This is a genomic window from Microbacterium sp. B35-30, from assembly GCF_010634855.1.
GTDB lineage: Bacteria > Actinomycetota > Actinomycetes > Actinomycetales > Microbacteriaceae > Microbacterium.
Genome location: NZ_MWLQ01000041.1, coordinates 19017 through 44005, shown reverse-complemented (window position 1 = coordinate 44005; position 24989 = coordinate 19017). Strand labels below are relative to the sequence as shown.

At 70.2% G+C, this 24989-nt stretch carries 26 protein-coding genes; 11 read left to right on the top strand and 15 right to left on the bottom strand.

Going from position 1 to position 24989, the window contains the following annotated elements; all coding sequences use genetic code 11:
• Positions 1-25 precede the first annotated feature (25 nt).
• Positions 26-508 (bottom strand): CarD family transcriptional regulator, encoded by a 483-nt coding sequence (locus B2K11_RS18530; protein ID WP_045298114.1) that lies wholly within the window; start codon positions 506-508, stop codon positions 26-28.
• A gap of 177 nt (positions 509-685) precedes the next feature.
• Here B2K11_RS18530 and B2K11_RS18525 point away from each other — a divergent pair, with 177 nt between their 5' ends.
• A complete protein-coding gene (locus B2K11_RS18525; protein ID WP_239526251.1) occupies positions 686-1216 on the top strand; it encodes a DNA modification methylase in 531 nt (176 codons plus the stop codon).
• Positions 1217-1286: 70 nt separating this feature from the next.
• On the opposite strand, the gene B2K11_RS18520 is transcribed toward B2K11_RS18525, so the two are convergent.
• Both B2K11_RS18520 and B2K11_RS18515 read right to left on the bottom strand, forming a co-directional pair.
• Positions 1287-1970 carry a response regulator transcription factor gene (locus tag B2K11_RS18520; protein WP_163620567.1) on the bottom strand — a complete coding sequence of 228 codons (684 nt, stop codon included), beginning with the start codon at positions 1968-1970 and terminating at the stop codon, positions 1287-1289.
• Positions 1967-3409 carry an ATP-binding protein gene (locus B2K11_RS18515; RefSeq protein ID WP_345770793.1) on the bottom strand — a complete coding sequence of 481 codons (1443 nt, stop codon included), beginning with the start codon at positions 3407-3409 and terminating at the stop codon, positions 1967-1969. Before B2K11_RS18515 ends, B2K11_RS18520 begins: the two co-directional genes overlap by 4 nt.
• Positions 3410-3578: 169 nt before the next feature.
• On the opposite strand from B2K11_RS18515, the gene phoU reads away from it, so the two are divergent.
• Complete coding sequence (phoU, locus tag B2K11_RS18510; RefSeq protein ID WP_163620566.1) at positions 3579-4256, top strand: phosphate signaling complex protein PhoU; 678 nt, start codon at positions 3579-3581, stop codon at positions 4254-4256.
• 138 nt (positions 4257-4394) lie between these two features.
• Here the strand turns inward: phoU and B2K11_RS18505 are convergent, their stop codons facing one another.
• On the bottom strand, positions 4395-5144 hold the full coding sequence (locus B2K11_RS18505; protein ID WP_163620565.1) for a phosphoglyceromutase: 750 nt from the start codon (positions 5142-5144) through the stop codon (positions 4395-4397).
• Positions 5145-5243: 99 nt separating this feature from the next.
• Here B2K11_RS18505 and B2K11_RS18500 point away from each other — a divergent pair, with 99 nt between their 5' ends.
• On the top strand, positions 5244-6062 hold the full coding sequence (locus tag B2K11_RS18500) for a class I SAM-dependent methyltransferase (RefSeq protein ID WP_163620564.1): 819 nt from the start codon (positions 5244-5246) through the stop codon (positions 6060-6062).
• Between the two features lie 12 nt (positions 6063-6074).
• Here B2K11_RS18500 and B2K11_RS18495 read toward each other — a convergent pair whose 3' ends face one another.
• The 4 genes from B2K11_RS18495 to B2K11_RS18480 form a co-directional block, all read right to left on the bottom strand.
• Positions 6075-7187, bottom strand: a complete 1113-nt coding sequence (locus tag B2K11_RS18495; RefSeq protein ID WP_204260187.1) for an FUSC family protein — start codon at positions 7185-7187, stop codon at positions 6075-6077.
• An 11-nt stretch (positions 7188-7198) separates the two neighbouring features.
• On the bottom strand, positions 7199-8326 hold the full coding sequence (locus tag B2K11_RS18490; RefSeq protein WP_163620563.1) for a folate-binding protein: 1128 nt from the start codon (positions 8324-8326) through the stop codon (positions 7199-7201).
• Between the two features lie 50 nt (positions 8327-8376).
• Positions 8377-8979 (bottom strand): FABP family protein, encoded by a 603-nt coding sequence (locus B2K11_RS18485; RefSeq protein WP_163620562.1) that lies wholly within the window; start codon positions 8977-8979, stop codon positions 8377-8379.
• A gap of 135 nt (positions 8980-9114) precedes the next feature.
• A complete protein-coding gene (locus B2K11_RS18480; RefSeq protein ID WP_163620561.1) occupies positions 9115-9405 on the bottom strand; it encodes a hypothetical protein in 291 nt (96 codons plus the stop codon).
• Between the two features lie 159 nt (positions 9406-9564).
• Here B2K11_RS18480 and B2K11_RS18475 point away from each other — a divergent pair, with 159 nt between their 5' ends.
• The 7 genes from B2K11_RS18475 to pstB all read left to right on the top strand — a co-directional run bounded on the left by B2K11_RS18475 (position 9565) and on the right by pstB (position 17722).
• Positions 9565-10263 (top strand): response regulator transcription factor, encoded by a 699-nt coding sequence (locus B2K11_RS18475; protein ID WP_163620560.1) that lies wholly within the window; start codon positions 9565-9567, stop codon positions 10261-10263.
• 66 nt (positions 10264-10329) lie between these two features.
• Positions 10330-12495, top strand: coding sequence for an RNA degradosome polyphosphate kinase (locus B2K11_RS18470; RefSeq protein ID WP_163620559.1), 2166 nt, complete (start codon positions 10330-10332; stop codon positions 12493-12495).
• On the top strand, positions 12492-13430 hold the full coding sequence (locus B2K11_RS18465; protein ID WP_163620558.1) for an NUDIX domain-containing protein: 939 nt from the start codon (positions 12492-12494) through the stop codon (positions 13428-13430). Before B2K11_RS18470 ends, B2K11_RS18465 begins: the two co-directional genes overlap by 4 nt.
• 242 nt (positions 13431-13672) lie before the next feature.
• The gene (gene pstS, locus B2K11_RS18460) at positions 13673-14782 is read left to right on the top strand and encodes a phosphate ABC transporter substrate-binding protein PstS (protein WP_163620557.1); all 1110 of its coding nucleotides are present in this window, start codon (positions 13673-13675) and stop codon (positions 14780-14782) included.
• 76 nt (positions 14783-14858) lie between these two features.
• Complete coding sequence (gene pstC, locus B2K11_RS18455; protein ID WP_163620556.1) at positions 14859-15803, top strand: phosphate ABC transporter permease subunit PstC; 945 nt, start codon at positions 14859-14861, stop codon at positions 15801-15803.
• Position 15804: 1 nt separating this feature from the next.
• Entirely contained in the window at positions 15805-16911 is a 1107-nt protein-coding gene (pstA, locus tag B2K11_RS18450; protein ID WP_163620555.1) for a phosphate ABC transporter permease PstA, read from the top strand.
• 31 nt (positions 16912-16942) lie between these two features.
• Entirely contained in the window at positions 16943-17722 is a 780-nt protein-coding gene (pstB, locus tag B2K11_RS18445) for a phosphate ABC transporter ATP-binding protein PstB (protein WP_163620554.1), read from the top strand.
• Positions 17723-17807: 85 nt separating this feature from the next.
• Here pstB and B2K11_RS18440 read toward each other — a convergent pair whose 3' ends face one another.
• The 7 genes from B2K11_RS18440 to B2K11_RS18410 form a co-directional block, all read right to left on the bottom strand.
• Positions 17808-18695, bottom strand: a complete 888-nt coding sequence (locus B2K11_RS18440) for an aminodeoxychorismate lyase (RefSeq protein ID WP_163620553.1) — start codon at positions 18693-18695, stop codon at positions 17808-17810.
• Between the two features lie 409 nt (positions 18696-19104).
• Entirely contained in the window at positions 19105-19743 is a 639-nt protein-coding gene (locus B2K11_RS18435) for a DNA-directed RNA polymerase subunit beta (RefSeq protein WP_163620552.1), read from the bottom strand.
• Between the two features lie 82 nt (positions 19744-19825).
• Entirely contained in the window at positions 19826-20233 is a 408-nt protein-coding gene (locus B2K11_RS18430) for a VOC family protein (protein ID WP_163620551.1), read from the bottom strand.
• Positions 20234-20308: 75 nt separating this feature from the next.
• On the bottom strand, positions 20309-20716 hold the full coding sequence (locus B2K11_RS18425) for a helix-turn-helix transcriptional regulator (RefSeq protein WP_204260186.1): 408 nt from the start codon (positions 20714-20716) through the stop codon (positions 20309-20311).
• A 50-nt stretch (positions 20717-20766) separates the two neighbouring features.
• Entirely contained in the window at positions 20767-21576 is an 810-nt protein-coding gene (locus B2K11_RS18420) for an anti-sigma factor (RefSeq protein WP_163620570.1), read from the bottom strand.
• Positions 21576-22178 carry an ECF RNA polymerase sigma factor SigK gene (gene sigK / locus B2K11_RS18415; RefSeq protein WP_204260185.1) on the bottom strand — a complete coding sequence of 201 codons (603 nt, stop codon included), beginning with the start codon at positions 22176-22178 and terminating at the stop codon, positions 21576-21578. Before sigK ends, B2K11_RS18420 begins: the two co-directional genes overlap by 1 nt.
• 33 nt (positions 22179-22211) lie before the next feature.
• Positions 22212-23942, bottom strand: a complete 1731-nt coding sequence (locus tag B2K11_RS18410) for a cytochrome c biogenesis protein CcdA (protein ID WP_163620549.1) — start codon at positions 23940-23942, stop codon at positions 22212-22214.
• 216 nt (positions 23943-24158) lie between these two features.
• Between B2K11_RS18410 and B2K11_RS18405 the strand changes: the two genes are divergently transcribed.
• Positions 24159-24821, top strand: a complete 663-nt coding sequence (locus B2K11_RS18405; RefSeq protein WP_163620548.1) for a fasciclin domain-containing protein — start codon at positions 24159-24161, stop codon at positions 24819-24821.
• The last annotated feature ends 168 nt before the right edge of the window (positions 24822-24989 follow it).

Here is a 24989-nt window from a genome sequence, read left to right as displayed (position 1 = left end):
CCCGCGGGGCGCCGTTCTGAGAGTCTCAGCTCGCGAGGACCTCGTCGAGAAGGACGCTCGCCTTCTCCTCGTCGGTCTTCTCCGCGAGGGCGAGCTCGGAGATCAGGATCTGCTTCGCCTTGGCGAGCATCCGCTTCTCTCCGGCCGACAGGCCGCGGTCCTGGTCACGACGCCAGAGGTCGCGCACGACCTCACTGACCTTGATGACATCACCGGAGGCGAGCTTCTCGAGGTTGGCCTTGTAGCGGCGCGACCAGTTGGTCGGCTCCTCCGTGAACGGAGCGCGCAGCACCTCGAAGACCTTGTCGAGACCCTCCTTGCCGATGACATCTCGGACGCCGACCAAATCGACGTTCTCTGCGGGGACTTCGATGATGAGATCACCCTGCGTGACGTTGAGCTTCAGATACTTCTTCGTCTCGCCCTTGATGATCCGGTCTTTGACCTCGATGATCGTTGCCGCCCCGTGATGGGGGTAGACGACCGTCTCGCCAACCTCAAAAAGCATGGAGTTATGTCCTTTCGGCAACCTCCAGGATACCACAGGAGAAATACGCTAAGGTTCTCCGCCCCACCGGTCGGGCGGCGACACATCCCCCACCGGGCATCGGCCACCGAGGTGCTCCGCGTGCTCGACAGCGAGCCCCTAGAATGCTGGAGAACCGTCATCCGTCTAGGAGGATCCGTGATCTCGATACACCGCCGCAACGGTCTGACGCGCGGCCGATCCGCCGCGGCACTCGGTCCCCGCAACCGCCGGCTGATCGCGTCGCTGTCCATCGGCGGCGCTCTCGTCCTCACCGCCACCGGATGCAGCATGATCTCGCCTCAGGCGACCACCATCGCCTACTCGGCCGCGGAGGGCACGAACGTCTACGACTCCGGCCCCCTCGAGGTGCGCAACGCCCTGATCGTGGCGAACGAGGACGGCTCGGAGGGCAACTTCGTCGCCGCGATCGTCAACCGCACCGAGGACTCGCAGACGCTCAACATCGAGATCGGCGAGGACGGCGCCTCGCTGACCGTGCGCGTGCCCGCCAACACGACCGTGAGCCTCGGCTCCGATGAGGACGAGCCGCTGCTGGTCGAAGAGCTCGACGCCCTGCCCGGCACCGACGTCACCGCGTTCTTCCAGTCGGGCGACGCCGAGGGCGCGCTGGCCTCCGTGCCGGTGCTCGACGGATCGCTCGACTACCTCTCCGCGCTCGCTCCCTGAACGGCCGGATCACACGCACGACGAAGAGGGCGCCCCAGCAGGGGCGCCCTCTTCGTTCGTACGCGGCCGCTCAGCCCTCGAAGCGGTAGCCGAGCCCGCGCACCGTGACCAGCATCTCGGGCGACCCCGGGTTCCGCTCGATGCGGGAGCGGATCCGCTTGATGTGCACGTCGAGCGTCTTCGTGTCGCCGAAGTAGTCGCTGCCCCACACCCGGTCGATGAGCTGGCCGCGCGTGAGCACCCGGCCCGCGTTGCGCATCAGCACCTCGAGCAGTTCGAATTCCTTGAGCGGCATGTTGATCTCGCCGCCCTCGACCGCAACGGTGTGGCGGTCGATGTCGAGCACGACCCGCCCACCCTCGAGCACCCGGTCTTCGAGGTCGGCGTCGATCTGGGAGAAGCGCCGCAGCACGGCCCGCATGCGCGCCAGCAGTTCACGCGCGGAGTAAGGCTTGGTGACGTAGTCGTCGGCCCCCAGCTCGAGTCCGACTACGATGTCGACCTCGGAGTCCTTGGCTGTCAGCATGATGATCGGCACCGCCGAGGTGGTCCTGATCTGCCGGCACACCTCGGTGCCCGGCATCCCGGGGAGCATGAGGTCGAGCAGCACGATGTCGGCGCCGCGCTCCCGGAACGACGTGAGTGCGGCGGGGCCGTCCTCGGCGATCTCCACGTCGTAGCCCTCGCGGCGGAGGAGGTAGGCGAGCGGGTCGGCCAGGTCGGGCTCGTCCTCGACGATCAAGACGCGGGTCATGCGGGATCTCCATTCCTGCCGGAGGCGAGGTTCTTGCCGGCGGCCGGGCCGACGGGGGTTCGGGGGTCAGTGGGCGCGCTCGGGTCAGCGGCCGCGGCCGGGGCCGCAGGCCGTCCTGCTGCCGATGCCGCGGACGCGCTCGGGTCGGCGGGCGGGGGCATGCTCGCGGCGGCGGGCGGGGGCCCGCTCGCGGCGGCGAGGGCCGCAGCGGTAGACGGCGCAGCCGCCCGCGGTGCGGCGGTGGTCGGCTCGACGGCGGGCCGCTTCTTCCTGCGCGGGCGCTTGGGCTCGGGCTGGATGTCGGGCGCGTCGATCTGCGGCAGCCGGATGGTGAAGGTCGACCCGCGTCCGGGTCGCGACCACAGCCGCACCTCGCCGCCGTGACGCTGGACCGCATGCTTGACGATGGAGAGCCCCAGCCCGCTGCCACCGGTGCGGCGGGCGCGGGCCGGATCGGCGCGGTAGAAACGCTCGAAGACGCGGTCCTGCTCGCCTTCGGCGATGCCGATGCCGCGGTCCGTCACGGCGATCTCCACGACGCGGTCGACGGCCTTGACGCCGATCCCCACGCTGGAGCCGCGCGGCGAGTACGCGATGGCGTTGGCGATGAGGTTGCCGACCGCCTCGCTGAGGATCTGCGCGTCACCGTGGACGTACAGCCCTCGCGCGCCGCCGCGCACCACCTCGACCCCGGCGGAGTCCGCCTGGATCGCGTGCGCATCGAGCGCCGAGGCGACGACCTCGTCGACCGAGACGTCCCGCTGCGGCAGCTCGTCGGATGCCTGCAGGCGCGAGAGGTTCATGATGCGCGATGTCAACAGCGCCAGGCGGTTCGCCTCGGCCTGCAGCCGCGTCGCGAAGATGCGCACCTGCGGCGGGTCGTCAGAGGCGGACTCGATGGCCTCGGCGAGCAGGCTCACGGCGCCCACCGGCGTCTTGAGCTCATGGCTGGTGTTCGCCACGAAGTCGCGGCGCATCTCTTCGACCCGCTCGCGCTCGGTGATGTCGCGCAGTACGAAGAGCGTCAGCCGCGGCGAGATGCGCGACGCCCGCACGACCACGAGGCGCGGTTCCGCCGGTGGCGCCCCTCGGCGCAGCCGCATCGTCTCGGTCGCGCTGGATTCGGTCGCGACCGAATCGCTCGTCCGCACGCGCCGCACGAGGGCGCGCAGCTCGTCGTTCGGCAGCGTGCCGCCCTCGACGAGGTCGAAGGCGGCGGCGGCGGCGGAGGCGGCCAGCACCGTGAACGACGCGTCCACGACGAGCGCCGCGTCATCCATCCCGTGGAGCACGCCGCGAACGCCGTCGGGGATCTCGACGGACCTCTCCGCCTGCGCGCGGTCCCGCGCCCGCATCGCCGCGACGACGACGGCGGAGATCGAACCGCCGATGATGATCCCCGCGAGGAGGGCGAGCAGCGCGAGCTGCGTCGTGTCCATGCGACCAGCGTAGAGGCACCCGCGACGCGGCATCGGACCGGAGAGGGAAGGCCTGCAGAGGATCCGGGTACTGTTCACCACGGGGGCACCATCCGTTAACCTTCCCTGGCGACAATCGGCGGGGCGCGGGACGAGCCTCTCCCCCGAAAACCATGAAAGGTGCGTCGGAATGCGCGAAGTCTTCCACCAGTCCCTCGAGGACGTGCAGGGGCGTCTCGTCGAGATCGCCGAACTCGTCACGGTCGCCATCGACAAGGCGACGCGCGCGTTCGGCACCAGCGACGTCGCTCTGGCGGAGGAGGTCATCGAAGCAGACGCGGTCATCGATGAGAAGGCCATCGAGCTCGATGAGCTCGCCATCGAGATCCTGGCGCGTCAGCAGCCGGTGGCCCGCGACCTGCGCATCGTCGTCAGCGCGCTGCGCATGAGCGCCTCGCTCGAGCGCATGGGCGACATCGCCGAGCACATCGCGCAGCTCACGCGCATGCGATTCCCCGAGCGGGCCATCCCCAAGGGCCTCAAGTCGACGTTCCTCAAGATGGGCGAGCTCGACGTCGAGGCAGCGCGCCAGCTCACCGAGCTGCTGCGGTCGCAGGACGGCGACCTCATCGACGAGATCCGCAACGCCGACGACAAGCTCGACGAGCTGCACGTCTCGGTGTTCGAGAAGGTGCTCAGCGACAGCTGGCAGGGCGACCCGTCGGCCACCGTCGACGCGACGCTCGCCAGCCGATACCACGAGCGCTTCGGCGACCACGCGGTGTCGGTGGCGAAGAAGGTCGCCTACCTGTCGACGGGCGACTGGACCACGAGCACCGACACCATCGACATCATCACGCCGCAGTAGAAATCGGCGTCGTACGTCTCGGTCGTTCAGCGAGCGAAGCGAGACGAAACGCCTCGAACCTGCGTCGCACGTCGGTTCGAGGCGTTTCGTCTGCGTCGCTTCGCTCCTCGCTCAACGACCGGACAGATGGGGCAGTCGTCAGGCCTTGCCCTGGTTCGCGACAGCGGCAGCCCCCGCGGCGGCAGCCTCGGGGTCCAGGTACTCCCCCGGGCTGAGCGGCTCGAGGTTCCCGTCGAGGCGGTACACGAGCGGGATGCCGGTGGGGATGTTGAGCTCGGAGATGTCGGCGTCGCTGATGCCGTCGAGGTGCTTGACCAGGCCGCGCAGCGAGTTGCCGTGAGCCGTCACGAGCACCGTCTTGCCGGCCTTCAGGTCGGGCACGATGTCGCTGTGCCAGTAGGGCAGCATGCGGTCGATCACGATCTTCAGCGACTCGGTGTCGGGCACCTCGCCGTCGATGCCCACGTAGCGCGGGTCGCCGACCTGGCTGTACTGGTCGTCGGCCGCCAGCGGCGGCGGAGGCACGTCGAAGGAGCGACGCCACAGCATGAACTGCTCGTTGCCGAACTCCTCGAGGGTCTGCGCCTTGTCCTTGCCCTGGAGGGCGCCGTAGTGGCGCTCGTTCAGGCGCCACGAGCGCTTCACCGGAATCCAGAGACGGTCGGCCGCGTCGAGCGCGATGTCGGCGGTCTGGATGGCGCGGCTCAGCACAGAGGTGTGCAGGATGTCGGGCAGGATGCCGGACTCGGCGAGCAGCTCGCCGCCGCGAGCGGCCTCGGCCTTGCCCTGTTCGGTGAGGCGGACGTCGACCCACCCCGTGAACTGGTTGGTCTTGTTCCACTCGCTCTGGCCGTGACGGAGGAGGATCAGCGTATGGGGCGCGGTCATGCGCCCCATGATATCCGGGCGATGACGCCCGTCCCGGCGCTGTGTCGGCGGGCGAGAACCATCGGCTCGACGATGGCGACGGCCTGGCATCATGGGGGGATGGCGCGGGGACCGGTCGGGCAGATCACGCGCGGCACGACCGGGACAAACCGGCTGCGGCGCGTGGATCGCTGGATCGCGCGGCAGCCCGCACTCCGCCGGGCCTCGGACCCGCTGGTGGTCGACCTCGGATACGGCGCGAGCGGCGTCACCGCGCTGGAGATGCACTCGCGCCTCGTCCGCGTGCGCCCGGACGTCGAGGTGCTCGGTCTCGAGATCGACCCGGCACGGGTGGAACGCGCCCGTGCACAGCTCGATCAGGTGCGAAGCGGCGTCACCTCGTTCGCGCCCGACTCGCGCGTGTCGTTCGCCCGGGGTGGATTCGAGGTCCCGGTCGCGGGCGGACGCCGGCCGGCCGTCGTGCGGGCCTTCAACGTGCTGCGGCAGTACGACGAGGACGAGGTCGCCGAGGCCTGGGCGACGATGGCCGGCCGCATCGCGCCCGACGGGCTGCTGGTGGAGGGCACCTGCGACGAGATCGGGCGCATCGCGACGTGGGCGGCGATCGGGCCCGACGCGGCACCCCGGACGCTGACCGTGTCGCTGCGGCTGGCCGGGCTGCAGCATCCGTCCGTCGCCGCGGAGCGGCTTCCCAAAGCGCTCATCCACCGCAACGTCCCCGGGGAGCGGGTGCACGCGTATCTGGCCGCGCTCGACGCCGAGTGGGAGCGCGCGGCGAGCGTCTCGCCCTTCGGCCCGGTGCATCGGTGGCGCACGGCGCTGTCGGCGCTCGTCGCCGGCGGGTGGCCGATCCTCGAGCGGTCGCGGTGGCGCCTGGGCGAGGTCACCGTCCCCTGGGAGGCGGTCGCCCCGCGCTGATGCCCGGCGCCGTCACACCCGGGGCAGCACGGCACGCGCCTCGGCCGACGGCATGCCGGTCGCGGTCAGCAGATCGACCGCGAGCGGGCGCAGCGCGGTCAGCAGGTTCTGCTCGCCCTGCGTGCCGTCCGGCAGGATCTGCGCGGGATCCAGACGCACGGCCACCGCGCGCACCGCCTCGCGCGCCGCGGGCTGCAGCGAGATGTCGTCGAGGCTCTCGCCCACCAGGGCGGCCGCCCGCATCAGCTCCGCCAGCAGCTCGGCGGGCACAGGTCGGCGCTGGCCGTCGTCGCACAGGTACACCGCTCGCCGCGCCACCACGCGGAGGTTGCGCGTGGCGAAGTCCATGGCCTGCAGCACCGTCTGATGGCGCCGCAGCTCGGCGCGCTGCGGCCGCAGCCACGGCGAGAAGCCGGCCACCGCGAGCCCCGACTCCAGCGATGCGCGCCACTCGTCGATCTGCGGCGCGATCGCCCGCGCCTTCTCGAGGCCACGCGTCGCCCGCATCGCGTCGCCGCGGCGGAGCGCCTGCACGATGGTGCGCGCGGCGGCATCGGCCGCCGCGAACACGGCGTGGCCGTCGCGGGCCTCTTCGCTGCGGGGATTGCGCGGAATCAACGCTGTCACCAGGAGGGCGGCCACACCGCCCACGATCCCGTCGATGAGCCGAGAGAAAGGCTGCGACGCCGGCAGCGACATCACGATGGACGCCTGGATGCCGGCCATGATCGCGAAGGGCGGATACGGGGACAGGAACCGCGCGACGACGAGCGTGACGCCGAGCGCGAGCGCCAGCTGCCACCACCCCGGCCCGACGACCACGACGAACCCCTCGGCGACCAGGATGCCCACCAGCATCCCGACGACCGTCTCGAGCACGCGGCGAGGGCGGGCGTCGCGCACGAGGCCGAGGCTCGAGATCGTGACGGTCGCCGCGAGGAGGGGCGCCGGATGCCCCACCACATAGTGCGCGAAGGCCCACGCCGCGGTCGCCGCCAGCGTGATCTGCACGATCGCGATCGCCGACCCGCGGACGCGGGCGAGGTGCGGCCGAAGGTCGAGCCGGGCCCGCCAGCCCGTCGGGACGGTCTGCGTGATCGCGGCGGTGTCGCCGTCGCCGCTCACCGCTGGTGCTCCTACTGCGCCGCCGCGCGCCGCGACAGCCGGGTGATCCGCGGCACGTTGGCCGTGGCGCCGGCGTCGGGCGGCACCACCGTCTCCTGCGCGGCGGCGACGGGGCCGTCGGCGGTGTCGACCGTCAGCGGCGCGTCGACCGGCGTCGTGCGACGCACCACCGCGAGGGCGATGGGCCCCTCCTCGTAGTGCAGCGCCGCCGACGTGACCGTGCCCACTTCGGTGCCCACCTCGGCGCTGTTCACGCTCCCGAGCCGCACTGCCGCGCCGTGCTCGGGCAGCACGCTGCCCGACCCATCGAGCTGCAGCGCCACGATCCGCCGCGGCGGGTGGCCGAGGTTGTGCACCTTCGCGATCGTCTCCTGGCCGCGGTAGCAGCCCTTCTCGAGATGGACGGCGGTGCGCAGCCAGTCCAGTTCGTGCGGCAGCGCGCGTTCGTCGACGTCGGTGCTCCAACGCGGACGCCACGCGGCGACGCGCAGCGCCTCAGCCGCCGCGATGCCGGCGAGCTCGAGCTCACCGCGGGTCGCGGCATCCGCGATGCGCAGCTCCTCCTCACGCGTCACGATCGCCTCGGCCCAGTCGCGGTCGGCGCCGGGGTGCGGATCGACCGGAGCGTAGGCATGACCGCCGGGCGCGACCGAGGGCCACGGGTCGCGCCACACGAGCGGGACCCCCGACGGCGAGGCGGGCGAGATGCGCTCGAGTGCCGCGGCCGTGCCGCCGACGACCGCGTACTCGTCATCGGCGATGCGGGGATCGACGCGCAGCCGGAAGCGCATCTTGCGGAGCCAGCCGAAGAGGCCCTCGACGTCGGCGCGATCGGCGATGAGCCACGTGGTCTCGCCGTCGTCGACGACGGATGCCGCGTGCTCGACGTGTCCCTGCGGGTCGAGGATGAGCAGCTCGGTGCTCACGCCGGGCGCCAGGCGCGCGAGCGCCTGCGAGGACAGCGAGTCCAGCCAGGTCAGGCGGTCCTCCCCGGGCACGGCGATGACCGCGCGATCGCGGCGCGGCGCGAGCGCCGCACCGGCGGCGAGGCGGCGCTGCTCCACGAGAGGACTGCCGACGTGCTGCAGGCCCGCGTCGTCGACGACGGCCCCGGGAACGGCCGCGAACGGGTCAGTCATCGATCTGGTCATCGGAAGTCCTGCCCATCAGTACGTGCTCGTTCCCGCGCTCATTCGACCCGGGCAAGGCGTGCCGACGCGTGCGCGCCGAGTTCGAAGCCGAGGGCCGCGATGTCCCATGCCCACAGCAGGTGGCCGTCGACGAGGCCGTACATGCGGGTCCCTGCAGCGTAGTTCTTCGCGCTCGCCGGACGCACGACGGCGTCGGTCGCGATGTCGATGCGAGGGCCCTTGATCTGACCGAGGTACAGCTCGCTCACGGCGTCGGCGTGGACGAGGGCCACCTCGATGTCGAAGCCGCCGTCGCCGTTGCGCAGCCGCTCGATGTCATCGGCCGTGCGCGCGACGGCGGGCGCGAGCGCCGGCAGCAGGCCCGGGCCGGCATCGGCTTCGGTCGCCGGGAGCACGAGACGCCAGTACCCCAGCTCGGCCACGAGGCGCGTGCGCGCCTCGGGGTCGTCGGCGCTGTGGAACCAGGCTTCGGCGGAGTAGTTGAGGTAATCGCCGCCGTCATGGCTGAAGCTCACGCGGTGCGTGAACTCGCCGGTGTACGCGTGGTCACCGTAATCGATGACGCCGGTGCCCTCCCACACGCCGATGAGCCACGACAGCGGCACGAGCTCCGCAGGAAGGTCGGTCGGGATGTCGAGCACGACGCGACCCGTCAGCGCTGGCCGCGGTAGAGGTTCCAGACGACGACGCCCGATACGAAGACGATCGCGAGCGACGCGAGGCCGAGCAGGCCCACGAAGAACAGTTCGAGCGCGACGAGATCCATGACGATGAGTCTAGCCGGGAACGAGGGCGGCCAGCCCGAAGCCCAGGCTGACGACACCCATCACCAGCGCCGCGCCCAGGACGCTCGCCGCCACACGCTCGGTGAATCCCTGCGAGCGCCCCGACCAGAGCTGCGTCGCGAACGCCGCGATGAGGCATCCGCCCAATCCGACGCCCAGCCAGGCGGCACGCCAGTCCGGCGTCGCGAAGATCCCGATCAGGATCGCGATGACCGCCGCCAGCACCCACACGGCGACGACGCCGCCCAAGGTGCGACGAGGAGCGAGTTCAGGCAGGGCCACGTCTCCATCATCGCCCATCACGTCGCCGGCCGCACCTGCCGCCGCCGGGCCCACGACGGTCGCGGCGCTCCGAGGACGGTCACGTAGACGGGTGGCCGCCGCCCACGCTCTACACTGGGGTTCGCGGCGCGCGCCCCCACGCGCCGGGAAGGCGTCCCATTGGCACAGCTCCTGGTTCTCAGTTCCACGCACGGAGGCGGCCCCGTGCTGCCCTCGCTCGAACTGCTGAGCCACCGCGTGCGCCTGATCCCCGCGGAACCCGCCCAGCTGGTCAACGCCCCGAGTGCCGACATCATCTTCGTCGACGCCCGCGTAGACCTCGTCGGCGCGAAGTCGCTGTGCAAGATCCTCAACACGACAGGCCTCGACGCCCCCCTGCTGCTCATCGTGACGGAGGGCGGTCTCACCGCCGTCTCCCCCGATTGGGGCGTCGACGACGTGATCCTCTACACGGCCGGCCCCGCCGAGGTGGATGCGCGCATCCGGCTCGCAGTCGGGCGTCAGTCGGCCGAGCAGGTGTCGACCCGCATCCAGACCTCGGGCATCACCATCGACGAGTCCTCGTACTCGGCCAAGGTGCACGGGCGACCGCTCGACCTGACCTACAAGGAGTTCCAGCTCCTCCACTTCTTCGCCACCCATCCCTCGCGTGTGTTCACGCGCGAGCAGCTGCTGAGCGAGGTCTGGGGCTACGACTACTTCGGCGGGACGCGCACTGTCGACGTGCACGTCCGGCGCCTGCGCGCCAAGCTCGGCGACATGGAGCAGCTCATCGGCACGGTGCGCAACGTCGGCTACCGGTTCAACGTCTACGAGGACGAGCCCGAACCCGCCCCCCGCGAGCGCACCGGCGCGTAGACCGCCTCTGAACGCGGCATCCGTCCCGTTCACACTCTCGTCACGCGACCCTGCAATGATGAGGGGATGATCGAACCCGAGGTGCTCGACGCCGGCCTGGGCGATGCGGACGACGACGACTTCGACCTGTCGGAGGTCTTCGATTCGCAGCTTCCCGACCACCGCTATCTGGATCGCGAGCTCAGCTGGCTCGCCTTCAACCTGCGTGTGCTCGAACTCGCCGAAGACCCGAACATGCCCACCCTGGAACGGGCGAACTTCCTGGCGATCTTCGCGAGCAACCTCGACGAGTTCTTCATGGTCCGCGTCGCGGGCCTCAAGCGCCGCATCGCGACGGGCCTCGCGCTGCCGACCAACGTCGGGCGCTCCCCCGCCGACGTGCTCGCCGACATCTCGGCCGAGGCGCATCGCCTGCAGATGCGGCATGCGCAGGCGTGGACGTCGCTGGTGATGCCCGCGATGGCGGATGCCGGCATCCGCGTCGTCTCGTACGACACGCTCGACGAGGGCGAGCGCGCCGCGCTGTACGAGTACTTCCAGGCGCAGGTCTTCCCCGTCCTGATGCCGCTCGCGGTGGACCCCGCCCACCCGTTCCCGTACATCTCGGGGCTGTCGCTGAACCTCGCGATCCGCATCCGCAACGCCCGCACCGGCCGCCAGGAGTTCGCCCGGCTCAAGGTGCCGCCGATGCTCCCCCGGTTCGTCGAGTTGCCGCCGGCCGCCGGCGCGGTGAGGTACCTGCCGCTCGAGGACCTCATCTCCAACCACCTCGACGACCTCTTCCCCGGCATGGAGGTGCTCGACCACCACGCCTTCCGCCTGACCCGCAACGAGGACATGGTCATCGAGGAGGACGAGACCGAGAACCTCATCCAGGCGCTCGAGGCGGAGCTGCTGCGTCGCCGGTTCGGGCCGCCGATCCGCCTCGAGATCACCGACGACATGGATGACGTGACGCTCGACCTCCTCGTGAAGGAGCTCGACATCACTGCGCAGGAGGTCTACCGCCTGCCCGGGCCGCTGGATCTGCGCGGACTGTTCGACCTCTCGCGGATCGATCGCCCGGACCTGCATTTCACGCCGCACCTGCCCACGACCGCGCTGGCGTTCCAACCGGGCGACAACAACGAGCGCGCCGACATCTTCGCCGCCATCCGCAAGGGCGACGTGCTCGTACACCACCCCTACGAGTCCTTCGCGACGAGCGTGCAGTCCTTCCTCGAGCAGGCGGCGAAGGACCCGCATGTGCTCGCCATCAAGCAGACCCTCTATCGCACGTCGGGCGACAGCCCCATCGTCGAGGCGCTCATCGACGCCGCCGAGGCCGGCAAGCAGGTGCTGGCGCTCGTCGAGATCAAGGCGCGCTTCGACGAAGCCAACAACATCGTGTGGGCTCGCAAGCTCGAGAAGGCGGGTGTCCACGTCGTCTACGGCCTGGTGGGCCTCAAGACCCACTGCAAGCTCGCGCTCGTGATCCGCGAAGAGAGCGGCGTGCTGCGCAGCTACAGCCACGTCGGCACCGGCAATTACAACCCCAAGACCAGCCGCATCTACGAGGACTTCGGGCTCTTCACCGCCGACGACCAGGTCGGTCGCGACCTGACCCGCCTGTTCAACGAGCTGAGCGGCTACGCGATCGAGAAGAAGTTCAAGCGGATCCTCGTCGCGCCGCTCCACCTGCGCAAGGGCCTGCTGCGGCTGATCGAGAAGGAGCGGCGCAACGCCCTCGGCGGCAAGCCGGCGAGCGTGCGCATCAAGGTCAACTCGATGGTCGACGAGCAGATCATCGACGCGCTGTACCGCGCCAGCCAGGCGGGCGTGAAGGTCGAGGTGTGCGTGCGCGGCATCTGCTCGCTCAAGCCCGGCGTCGAGGGGATGAGCGAGAACATCACGGTCCGCTCGATCCTCGGCCGCTACCTCGAGCACTCGCGCATCTTCGCCTTCCACAACGACGGCGAGCCGGTGGTGTACATCGGCAGCGCCGACATCATGCACCGCAACCTCGACCGCCGGGTCGAGGCTCTCGTGCGGGTGTCGACGCCCGCCCACGTCAAGGAGCTGAACGACCTCTTCACACTCTCGATGAGCGACAACACGAGCTCGTGGCACCTGAGGCCGGACGGCGAATGGGTGCGGCACAACATCGGCGAGGACGGCAAGCCGCTCCTGGACCTCCAGGACAGGACCATGACCAACGTGCAGCGCCGTCGGCGGGCACGGGCGGTGCGATGACCGAGACGGCCGTCTACGCGGCCGGGGGCGTCGTCTGGCGGGTCGTCGACGGCAAGCTGCGTGTGCTCCTGATCCACCGCACGAAGTACCGCGATGTCACCCTGCCCAAGGGCAAGGTCGACCCCGGCGAGATGCTGGCAGAGACGGCGGTGCGCGAGATCCACGAAGAGACCGGCATCCGTGTCGCCCTCGGCGTGCCGGTCGGCGTCTCGCGCTACCGGCTGCCCAGCAAGCGCATCAAGATCGTGCACTACTGGGCGGCCGAGGCGACCGAGGCGGCGATCCGCGCCTCGGCGTTCCTGCCGAACAAAGAGATCGCCGCGCTGGAGTGGGTGTCGCCGAAGAAGGCCCTACGGCGTCTCAGCTACCCCGTCGACACCGAGATCCTGGAGACCTTCGTCCGGCTGGTCGACGAGGGCGTGCTGCGGACGTTTCCGATCGTCGCACTGCGGCATGCCAAGGCGCTCTCCCGCGAGGAATGGAAGGGGAAGGATGTCGCGCGCGCGCTGTCACCGCGCGGCCGCAGGCAGGCGGCCTCGATCGTCGGCCCGCTCCTCGCCTTCGGCGTCCGCAGGATCGTGTCGAGCCCTGCGGTGCGGTGCCTGGAGACGGTCAAGCCGCTGTCGGACGCTATCGGGCGCAAGATCGACACCACCGGTCTGATCGGCCAGGACGCCTGGGAAGAGGGGAAGTCCGACGCCCGCACCGTGGTCGGCGATCGGGTTCGTGCCCGAAAGCCCTCCGTGCTGTGCAGCCACGGGCCGGTGCTTCCCGACATCCTCAGCGAGCTCGCGCTCGCGACGGGCACACTGCGCGGATCGTATCTCGGCAGCGCCTCGGCGCTCGATCCCGCCGCCTTCTCGGTCGTGCACATGTCGGTGGACAATCCCGGCTCGGGCATCGTGGCGATCGAGACGCACATCCCCAAGGACTGAAGCGGGGGCGACTCAGCACCTCGAGTGAACAGCTTGCCTCGAGAGCCGCGGAATTCCGCGGCCTGACGGCGCGGCGACCTCGATGCGGACGCATGGATGTCGGCATCCCGTTCACCTTCCGTTCACCCGCGCAGCGCAAGCTCTTAAGAGTCCGAGCCTACGTTTCAGAGCGAACCCCGCACCGGGTTCGAACCCGAAGGCCTTCTCGGGCCTGTTTCCCTGACACGTGAAGGATTCACACAGTGAAGATCTCTCGCATCGCCCAGGTGGGCGCTGTCGCCGCAATCGCGGCCCTCGCCCTCGCCGGCTGCGCTTCGAACGAGACCCCGTCCGGTGGCACCACCGACGCCCCCACCTCAGACCTGTCCGGCGAGATCGCCGGCGGTGGCGCTTCGTCGCAGGAGGTCGCCGTCCAGGCATGGACCGCCGGCTTCCAGGAGGCCAACCCCGACGTCACGATCAACTACGACCCGGCGGGCTCGGGTGCAGGCCGCGAGTCCTTCCAGGCCGGCGCCTTCCCGTTCGCCGGCTCGGACCGCGCATTCAAGATCGAAGAGATCGAGGCCGGTGGCTTCGAGGCGTGCGCCGAGGGCTCGGGCATCGTCGAGCTCCCGACCTACATCTCGCCGATCGCGGTCATCTTCAACCTCGAGGGCGTGGACTCGCTCAACCTGGACGCCGCGACCATCGCGGGCCTGTTCGCCGGCACCATCACCACCTGGAACGACCCGGCGATCGCCGCCCTCAACCCGGGCGTGACGCTTCCGGACGCGGCCGTGACGCCGGTGCACCGCGCCGACGACTCGGGCACCACCGAGAACTTCACCGACTACCTCTTCCAGGCAGCCGGAGACGTGTGGACGAGCGAGCCCGACGGCGTCTGGCCGCTCACGACCGGTGAGGCCGCGCAGGGCACCTCGGGTGTCGTCTCCGCCGTCGCCGGGGGCAACGGCACCGTCGGCTACGCCGACGCGTCGCGCGCCGCCGAAGAGGGCCTCTCGACCGCCGCCGTCAAGGTCGGCGACGAGTTCGTCGAGTACTCGCCCGAGGCAGCCGCGGCGATCGTCGACGCGTCGCCGTTCGAGGAGGGCCGCTCCGAGGGCGACCTCGCGATCGAGCTCGACCGCACCTCGCAGGAGGCCGGCGTCTACCCGATCGTCCTCGTCAGCTACATGATCACGTGCCAGGAGTTCGCGGACGCGGAGGTCGCCCCGATCGTCAAGGGCTACCTCGAGTACGTCGCCAGCGCCGAGGGCCAGGAGGCCGCTGCCGCGGCTGCGGGCAACGCGCCGATCTCGGACAGCCTGCGCGAGAAGGTCAACGCGGCGATCGAGACGATCGTCGCAGAGTAAGACCACGGTACCCGGCTCGGTCGCTCGGCGACCGGGCCGGGTATCACCCTGAGAAGACCCGAATCAGAAGGACACCATGACCACGACGACCGCCCCGGCAGCGGGCAAGGTCAAGCAGCGGCCGGGCGACCGCTGGTTCTCGGGAACCGCCCTCGCCGCCGGCGTGATGATCCTCGTCACGCTCGCCGCCGTCGCGCTCTTCCTGATCATCCAGTCCATCCCCGGTCTGACCGCCACCAGCGAGACGGCGAGCATCCTCACCGGGAACTTCTGGCAGTACGTCTGGCCGCTCGCGTTCGGCACGGTCTGGGCGTCGTTCCTGGCGCTGCTGATGGCCGTCCCCCTGGCCGTCTCGGTCGCCCTCTTCATCTCGCACTACGCACCGCGCCGCCTCGCGCAGGGTCTCGGCTACATCGTCGACCTGCTGGCCGCGGTGCCTTCGGTCGTCTTCGGCCTGTGGGGCATCCTCGTGCTGGCCCCCGCCGTGCAGCCGGTGTACGCGTGGCTCAACGCCAACATGGGCTGGTTCCCGCTGTTCGGCGGCACCGTCTCCAGCACCGGCCGCACGATCTTCACCGCAGCCATCGTGCTGGCGGTCATGGTGGTCCCCATCATCACCGCGATCTGCCGCGAGATCTTCCTGCAGACCCCGGTGCTCCACGAGGAGGCCGCCCTCGCGCTCGGCGCGACACGGTGGGAGATGGTCCGCATGGCCGTCTTCCCCTTCGGCCGCAGCGGCATCGTGTCCGCCTCAATGCTGGGGCTCGGTCGCGCCCTCGGCGAGACGATGGCGGTCGCCATGGTGCTGTCCGCGACGGGCGTCGTCACCTTCCAGCTCTTCACCTCGGAGAACCCGAGCACAATCCCGGCGAACATCGCCCTGACGTTCCCCGAGGCGTACGGCACCAACGTCAACGTCCTGATCGCGACGGGTCTCATCCTCTTCATCGTCACCTTCGCGGTCAACGCCATCGCACGATGGATCGTGAGCCGCCGCGAGGCATTCTCGGGAGCGAACTGACATGACCGTGACAACCGCTCCCCCGACGGCGCCGCAGCAGGTGCCCGTGCGCGAGACCCCGCGACTGACCAGCGGCCGCCTGCCGGTGTGGGCCCCGTGGGCCATCCTGATCGGCAGTCTCGCGGTCAGCGCCGTGGTCTTCGCGATCCTCGCCATGGGCTCGGGCGAGGACTTCAGCATCGCAGGGTGCGCCGTCGTCGCCGCCCTCGTGTACCTGGCCTTGATCGCCACGATCTCCTCGCTGGTGGAGGGCCGCCGCAAGGGCGTCGACCGGCTCGTGACCGGCGTCGTGACGCTCGCGTTCCTCGTCGCGATGGTGCCGCTCGTGTCGCTGGCGATCACCGTGATCGTCAACGGCGTCGCGGGCCTCTCGGCCGAGTTCTTCTCCTCGTCCATGCGCAACGTCGTCGGCGAAGGCGGCGGTGCGCTGCACGCCATCGTCGGCACGCTCCTCATCACGCTCGCCGCAGCCATCATCTCGATCCCGATCGGCATCTTCACAGCCATCTACCTCGTCGAGTACGGCGCACGGAACCGGCTGGCGCGCGGCATCACGTTCCTCGTCGACGTGATGACGGGCATCCCCTCGATCGTGGCCGGTCTGTTCGCCTACGCCGTGTTCGCGCTGCTCTTCGAACCCGGCATCCGCATGGGCATCATGGGATCGATCGCGCTGTCGGTGCTCATGATCCCCGTGGTCGTGCGCTCGACCGAAGAGATGCTGCGCCTGGTGCCGAACGAGCTCCGTGAGGCGGCGTATGCCCTCGGCGTGCCGAAGTGGCGCACGATCTCGAAGGTCGTCCTGCCCACCTCGATCGCGGGCATCACGACGGGCGTCATGCTGTCGATCTCGCGCGTCATCGGCGAGACGGCCCCGCTGCTGCTCACCGCCGGCGTCGCGACCTCCATGAACTACAACCTCTTCGAGGGCCGCATGATGACGCTGCCGGTGTTCGTGTACACGCAGTACATGAACGCGGGCATCCCCGTCGCGGCGTACCACGACCGGGCCTGGGCCGCCGCGCTCGTCCTCATCGTCATCGTGATGCTCCTGAACCTCATCGCGCGGCTCGTCGCGAAGGTCTTCTCGCCGAAGCTCGGCCGCTGAGCATCCCCACCCGAAAGAATCGACAGGAATCATGTCCAAGAGCATCGAAGTCAACGACCTCAACGTCTACTACAGCGACTTCCTGGCCGTCGAAGGCGTCTCGCTCAACATCGAGCCGCGCAGCGTGACCGCCTTCATCGGCCCGTCGGGTTGCGGCAAGTCGACGTTCCTGCGCACCCTCAACCGCATGCACGAAGTCATCCCCGGCGCCCGCGTGGAGGGCGAGGTGCTGCTGGACGGCGACAACCTCTACGGTGCCAACGTCGACCCGGTGCTCGTGCGCCGCCAGGTCGGCATGGTGTTCCAGCGGCCCAATCCGTTCCCCACGATGTCGATCAAGGAGAACGTGCTCGCGGGCGTCAAGCTCAACAACAAGAAGATGTCGAAGTCGGACTCCGACGCCCTCGTCGAGAAGTCCCTCATGGGCGCCAACCTGTGGAACGAGGTCAAGGACCGTCTCGACAAGCCGGGCTCGGGCCTCTCGGGCGGCCAGCAGCAGCGACTCTGCATCGCCCGCGCGATCGCCGTCTCTCCCGAGGTGATCCTCATGGACGAGCCCTGCTCGGCCCTCGACCCGATCTCGACCTACGCGATCGAGGAGCTGATCGGCGAGCTGAAGAACGACTACACGGTCGTCATCGTCACGCACAACATGCAGCAGGCCTCGCGCGTGAGCGACAAGACGGCGTTCTTCAACATCGCGGGCACCGGCAAGCCGGGCAAGCTCATCGAGTACAACGACACCACCGCGATCTTCACGACGCCGTCGGTGCAGGCCACGGAGGACTACGTCTCGGGCCGATTCGGCTGAGCCGACGACATCCCGTTGACGAAGCCCCCGCCGCTCGGCGGGGGCTTCGTCGTTGCTCCGGTAGGGCGCGGGTCGGGCGGGCGGCTCAGTCGCGCGGGCTGAGCAGATAGCGATTGAAGGATGCCGTGAGGTCGGCGTCGACCGGGACCGCGGCGCCGTCGATCGCTGTGATGGGCGCCGCGAGACGCACGCTCGACACCAGCCACGCGGCATCCGCCTGCCCCAGCGCGCTGATCGGAATCGTCGCGTAGCCGGTCTCGAGACCCTGCTCCTCGAGATGGGCGAACAGGCTCAGCTGCGTCGTGCCGTGGAGGATGCCGCCGTTGGGCGCGGGAGTGACGAACCGGCCGTCGAGCCGCAGGATGAGGGACGCGGTCGGTGCTTCGAGGACGAAGCCGTCCGAGCTCACGAACACGGCGTCGTCGGCTCCACGGCGCTTGGCCTCGCGGATCGCGGCCATATTCACCGCGTACGACAGCGTCTTGGCGCCGAGCAGCAGCCAGGGAGCCTTCGCGGGCGTGTCGATGCCATACCCGCGGTCGAGGGTCACGACGCGGATCCCCCGAGCGCGCACGGCGGTGTTGTCGGCGGCGGCCGCCACGGTCACCCAGGCCGTCGGTGCGGGGCCATGCTCGACACCGCGGCTCAGGATGAGCTTGATCACGCCCTCGCCGTGGCGCGGCGCGTGCTGTGCGGCGACGTCCACGGCCTGCCGCCACTGCTCGAGGTTCGGGGGCGCCAGGTCGCAGATCCGGGCCGAGTGCGCGAGCCGCTCGAGATGCGCCTCCGTCTCCTGCGCGTGCCCATCGACGACCCCGATCGACTCGAAGATGCCGTCGCCACGCTGCGTGCTCAGCTCGCCGACGCTCAGTGCCGGTGCGGAGGGATCGATGACGCGGAACGTGTCGGCGAAGTCCGACCGGGTATCCGCGAAGGCCGAGGGGTCGATGACGAGTGCGAAGAGCAGGGCCATGCCCCGAGCTTAGAGCGCGGGGAATGCCACGCCGGTCTCCTCCGTTACACTGGATCAGCCGGGCCGCAGTAACCCCGGGCTCCATCTTCTGCCGCTCCGAGCGGCCTCGCGCCGAGAGGCGTTCTGCGGCCCGGCACTTCCATACCCAGGGCGATGCGCAGCGCCGAGCGATGCGGAACGCCTCTCCCGCGCAGCGGCATCAGCACCGAGGCGTCCTGCGGCCCGGCACTTCCATACCCAGGGCGATGCGCAGCGCCGAGCGATGCGGAACGCCTCTCCCGCGCAGCGGCATCAGCACCGAGGCGTTCTGCGGCCCGGCACTTCCATACCCAGGGCGATGCGCAGCGCCGAGCGATGCGGAACGCCTCTCCCGCGCAGCGGCATCAGCACCGAGGCGTTCTGTACCGCGTCAGGTGAGCGCTGCGCGGCGCCACAGCGCGGCGCAGGCTGTCAGGTCGGCGGCGTAGTCCGACAGCCGCAGGGCGCGCGTGGTGAACGCCGATGCGCGATCAGGCTCGGTCGCCTCGTAGTCGTCGGCGACATGCGTCGCGCCCGACGCCTGCACGCGGCAGAACGCGGCGGCGCGGTCGAGCGCGACGGCGAAGTCGCCCTCGAACAGACCGCGCAGGATCGTGTCGACCAGGGCGACGAGCTCGTCGGGGCCGGCGGGTGAGGGCGCGCCGGCGACGACGTCGTCGGCGGACGCGAGCTCGGCACGGCCGCGCTCGTACAGGAGCGCGGCCGTGCGCGGGTCGTCGTGGATCATGAGCTGCACGAGGTACAGCCGCCACAGCGCTCCGGGGAGCGTCTTCGCCGGCGAGCGCGACCACAGTTCGGCGAGGTCGTCGATGCCGTGCTCGTCGGTGAACGCGACGAGCCGGTCGACGACGTCGCCGTCGGGGTCGGCGCGCACCCGCGCCAGCAGGGCGTGCGCAGTCGTGTGCGCGACGCGCGAGACCTCCGCCGGATCCTCGGCCGCGAACACACGGTCGAAGAGCTCCGCCGGTCGTCGGACGGGCTTGTGGAACTCCCTGGACGAATCGCTCATCCCGTCCAGGCTACTCGCCGCCACGAGCACGGGCTCCCGCTCGCGCGCAGCCGCCCAGGGCAGGCACATAATGCCCGTCCGCTCAGACCTGGTTGATGCGGATGTGGTTGCCGGCAGGGTCGCGGAATGCGCAGTCGCGCGGTCCCCAGTCCTGCCCCTTGGGCTCCTGCAGCACCTCGGCGCCGAAGGCGCGCAGCTGCTCGAAGGTGGCGTCGAGGTCGCCGGTGGTGAACACGTAGGGCCCAGGGCCCGATCCCTTCACGATGAGGCGATTCAGCGTCTCGCCGTCGTCGGGAGACCGGCCCGCGGTCGGGTCCGAGACGACGAGCGACAGACCGGGCTGACCGGGAAAGCCGAAGCTCACCCAGCGGTGACCGTCGTAGGAGACGTCGTTGACGACCTCGAGACCGAGGCCGTCGCGGTAGAACGGGATGGCGGCGTCGACATCGTCGACGGTGATGGGGCTGTATGCCAGCGCGATGTTCGTCATGCCTGCCACGCTAGGGTCCCGCCTGGGCGCGCGCTTCTCCGATCCTGCTCAGTTGGCACGACCGTCGAACAGCGGTCAGGCGTACCGGGTCGGGCGCGTGAGGATCTTCGCGACGCACAGCGGCATCGCCTCGGCCGCGTCATGCGGCCGGGACCGGTACGAGCTCGGGGTCTCCCCCACGATCTCGGTGAACGTCGAGCTGAATGAGCCGAGCGAGGTCGCGCCGACGGCGGTGCAGGCATCCGTCACCGACGTGCCCTCGCGCAGCAGCGCCATGGCGCGCTCGATGCGCCGGGTCATGAGATACGCGTACGGGGTCTCGCCGTAGGCGGCCTTGAACTCCCGCGAGAAATGCGCCGGCGACATCAGCGCCTTCGTCGCCATCGTCGGCACGTCGAGGGGCTGCGCGTACTCACGGTCGATGAGATCGCGCGCACGCCGGAGGTGAGCGAGCGTCTGGGTCGTCTGCACGGCGGAAACCACGGGTTTCACGCTACCCGGATCGCCCTGTCGCACCAGTCCGTCGGCAGGATTCAGGCGGTGGGGATGATCACGATGGGTTCGGACGACGGCTCCCCGGTGGGCGAGCCGCCCTGCGGCTCGATCGTCACCGCGATCACGTCGCCCGGTTCCACCTCACCGTCGAGCAACGCCGTCGCCTGGCCGTCCGCGGACTCGAAGGTGCCTGCCGAGACCGCATCGTCGCCACGCACGAACCACAGCTCGAAGCTCTCGTCGTCGGCGATCCGCGGAAGCCCCTGGGACACCAGCACGACCTTGCCGACGGACTCCGACCAGTGCGCCGTCGCCGTGCCGCCGTCGGTGACCTCGACCGTGGCCGACTGGGCGTCGGGGGCATCCTCGATCTGCTCGAGCGCGACGACCTCTGCCGAGCGGTTCAGGTAGTCGTTGAGCGTGGCGGCGCCGAGCCCAAGGGCGACGAGCAGCACCAGCGATGCGGCCAGCCCGAGGATTCCGCGGGTCCAGCGCTGCCGAGACACCGCCTGGATGACGGCCGTCGCGGGCGGCGGCTCGGCCGCCGGCTGCTCGTCGCTGTCCGACCACGCTTCGACCGGTTCGGCGGCCGCCGCTGCGGACGCGTCCATCGTCGGCAACTGCGGGGTCGCCGCGACACGCGCGAGCAGGGTCGAGCGCAGGGTCAGCGGGGGCAGCGCGTCCGAGACGGTGTCCGCGAGGGCGGCGGCGGTCGCGGCATCCGCGTCCACCAGGTGCTGCCACTCGGGGTGCCGGCGCCGGGCGGCCTCGAACGCCTCCCGGTCGGCGGGTGACAGCGCGTTCAGCGCAGCGCCGGCGGCGAGCTCGGCGAACTCCTCCTCGTCCATCACGCGGTCACCCCCATCTCCGCTCTCAGGCGGGACAGTCCGTCCCGCATCCTCGTCTTGATCGTCCCCAACGGCGCTCCCACCAGGGCCGCGATCTCGCTCTGACTGTAACCCCCGTAATACGCGAGGGTCAGCGCTTCCTTCTGGGCGTCGGGCAGTGCCGACAGCGCCGTCGCCACCCGCTCCCCCTCGATGCGCAGCTCGACCTGCTCCGCCACCTCGTCGTGGGCCACCCCGAGATCGCGGAATCCGGCTCGCACGTCTCGATCCGCGCTCGACTGCGAGGCCCGCACACGGTCCACCGCCCGGCGGTGCGCGATCGTGAGGACCCACGATCTCCCCTGACCTCTGTTCGGAGCGAACCGCGATGCGGATTGCCACACCTCGAGGAACACCTCCTGCAGCACCTCTTCGCTCTGCGCCCGGTTGACGAGCACTCGCAGGATGAGGCCGAAGACGCGCGGCGACAGGAGGTCATAGACCCGCGCGAACGCCGCCTGGTCTCCGACGGCGACGCGCTGCAGCAGCTCTCCGATGCGATCAACGGGCTCCGTGCCGTCCTCCGGCACGTCGATCCCATCGATCACCATGTCCACCAGCATGCCCTACCCGCCCTCCTTCACCCCGGCGTCGCCTCACCCGAAGGTGAACGAGTACACTTCGACGCCCGGCGACACGATCACGTCGAGCACCTGGGCGGACCCGACCGCGCCTTCCGCGACGGCGTACGACCGAGGCGTTCCCGACACCGCCAGCGTCTGCTCTGGGCCGCCGTCGAGCCGTACGCGCACCTCGCCTTCGCCGGCCAGCACCATCCGCACCTCATCCGCATGGAACTGCAGACGGATGCCGCCACCCGCGGCTGTGGTGGGCGTGGCGTACTGCGTCTCGACGCGCCAGGAGCCATCGAGGGCGAACGAATCCGCGGGCTGCTCGGCAGGCAGCCGGTACTCGGCCTCGCCTGCGCGGTACGGCGAGTCACCGCCGTGGTTGACGTCCTTCGCCGACCCGAGGAACGTCTCTCGCGTGCGGGTGCCGGCATCCGGCGTGTCATCGGCGATGTCGGTCGGACCCGGCAGCGCCACGTCGGGCTCGGCATCCTGCAGCAGCTCTCGGATCAGCTTCTCGGTCGCGGCGTAGCTGCCCTCGCCGAGCGAAATGTGCCGCACGGTGCCGGTGGCGTCGATCAGGTAGTGGGCGGGCCAGTAGCGGTTCCGGTAGTTCGTCCACGTCGACAGGCTGTTGTCGAGAGCCACCGGATACGTGATGCCGAAGTCGCGCGCCCCTGCGGCGACATTGGCGGCGTCTTTCTCGAAGGCGTACTCGGGAGAGTGGATGCCGATCACCTGCAGTCCCGCCTCTCGATAGGCCGCGTCCCACGCCACGACGTGCGGGATGCTGCGCTGGCAGTTGATGCACGAGTACGCCCAGAAGTCGATGAGCACGACCTCGCCCTGCAGGTCGTCGAGGGCGATCGGCGCGCCGTCCGGCGTGTTCAGCCACGCGTCGATGCCCCGGATGCTCGGCGCCGTCCCGCAGGACTCCAGTTCGGCCGCGCCGTTGGTGCACTGGTCGAGCTCGCGGTTCTCATCCGTCACCAGCCCGCCGAGATCGAGCGCCCGGCGCGCATCGGGGTTGTCGGTGAGCTGCCGCTGGATGTCAGCCGTGTAGTCCGGCACGAGCCGTTGGAGCAGCTGCGGCACGTTGAAGACGAGCCCGACCGCGAGCGCGAGCATCGCCACGCCGGCGGCGATCCGCAGGCCCCGCTCGTGCGTGCGGAACGCGCGGATGCGCTCGACCAGGCCACGACCCGCCAGCGCGAAGAACAGCAGCGGGATCGCGACGCCGACAGCGAAGGAGAGCGTCAGCACCACTGTGCCGACGTCGATGCGGCCGGTCGAGCCGGCCACGATGATCGCCGCCAGCACCGGTCCCGCGCACGGCACGAAGACCGTGCCGAGGGCCAGCCCGACACCGTACCCGCTCCCGGAGTTCTGCACTTCGGAGCGACGGGCGAGCCGCTGGAAGGGCTTCTCGAGCACCCGCTCGAATCCCGGCACGAGCAGGCCGATGCCGATCAGGACGAGCACCGCGATCCCCGCCCAGCGCAGCACGTCCTGCGGCAGGCCGAGCGCACCCAGCAGAAGCGAGCCCAGCAGAGTGACCAGCGTGAAACTGGTGACGAGCCCCGCGATGACGAGGTACGGCCGCCAGCGCGACGCCGGGGCCGGCCCGTCGCCCGCCTCGGAGGCGAAACGGGCGGACTGCGCGCCGCCGGTCAGGAAGATGACCGGCAGCACCGGCAGGATGCACGGCGAGATCCCCGTGATGAGCCCGCCGAGCAGACCGATGATGACGAGCTCCATGAATCCCCCTTGGTGTCGACGGTTGTTCGCTCCACAGGCCGCTTCGGATTGGACGGACTGACAACGGGTGCCGTGAGCCCAGGCAGCGGCATCCGCATGTCGTCCAATCCGTTCCGGGGAGCCCTCCGAACAGTCCGTGTAGCCGCTCCTGCGGCACGCTCCCCGCACCGGGGGCCACCAGACCGCGGTCGCACGACCGCATGGAGGAGGAAGACAATGTCTCGCATCACCCGGAAGCGCCTTTCGGCCGGGCTCGCTCTCGCCGTCGCCGCGTCCTTCGCACTGTCGGCATGCTCGATGGGCGGCTCGGCCGCCGAGCCGTCGGCAGAACCCTCCACACCGGCCATGGAGGCGAGCGAGGAGCCGATGGCCGCCGACCCCGCCGCGAACCTCGTCGGCCCCGGCTGCGCCGCCTATGCGGAGGCCGTTCCGGACGGCGACGGCTCGATCGAGGGCATGTCGGCCGATCCGGTCGCGGTCGCGGCATCCAACAATCCGATGCTGACCACGCTCACCGCCGCCGTGAGCGGCCAGCTCAACCCTGAGGTCGACCTCGTCGACACCCTCAACGGCGACGAGTTCACCGTCTTCGCCCCGGTGGACGAGGCGTTCGCGGCCCTCGACCCGGCGACCATCGAGGCGCTGAAGACCGACACGGCGACGCTGACGTCGATCCTGACGTACCACGTGGTTCCCGGCCAGATCGAGCCTGCCGACATCGCCGGCATGCACACCACCGTGCAGGGCTCCGATCTCGAGGTGACCGGAAGCGGAGACGAGTGGATGGTCAACGACGCCAGCGTGATCTGCGGCGGCGTGCAGACCGCCAACGCCACCGTGTATCTCATCGACTCGGTCCTGATGCCTCCGGCACAGTGACCGCCGCCGGCTTCGGCCGGCAGGGGGGCGGTGAGGCCGTCGACGTCTGGGGATGACGTCGGCGGCCTCGTCGTGCATTGCACGCGCTCGCGCAAGAGTCAAGGGTGTGGGGACAATCAGGCGCGCTGTCTAACGTGATTCTGGGCCTGGGGTTGCGCCGGAGGGGTG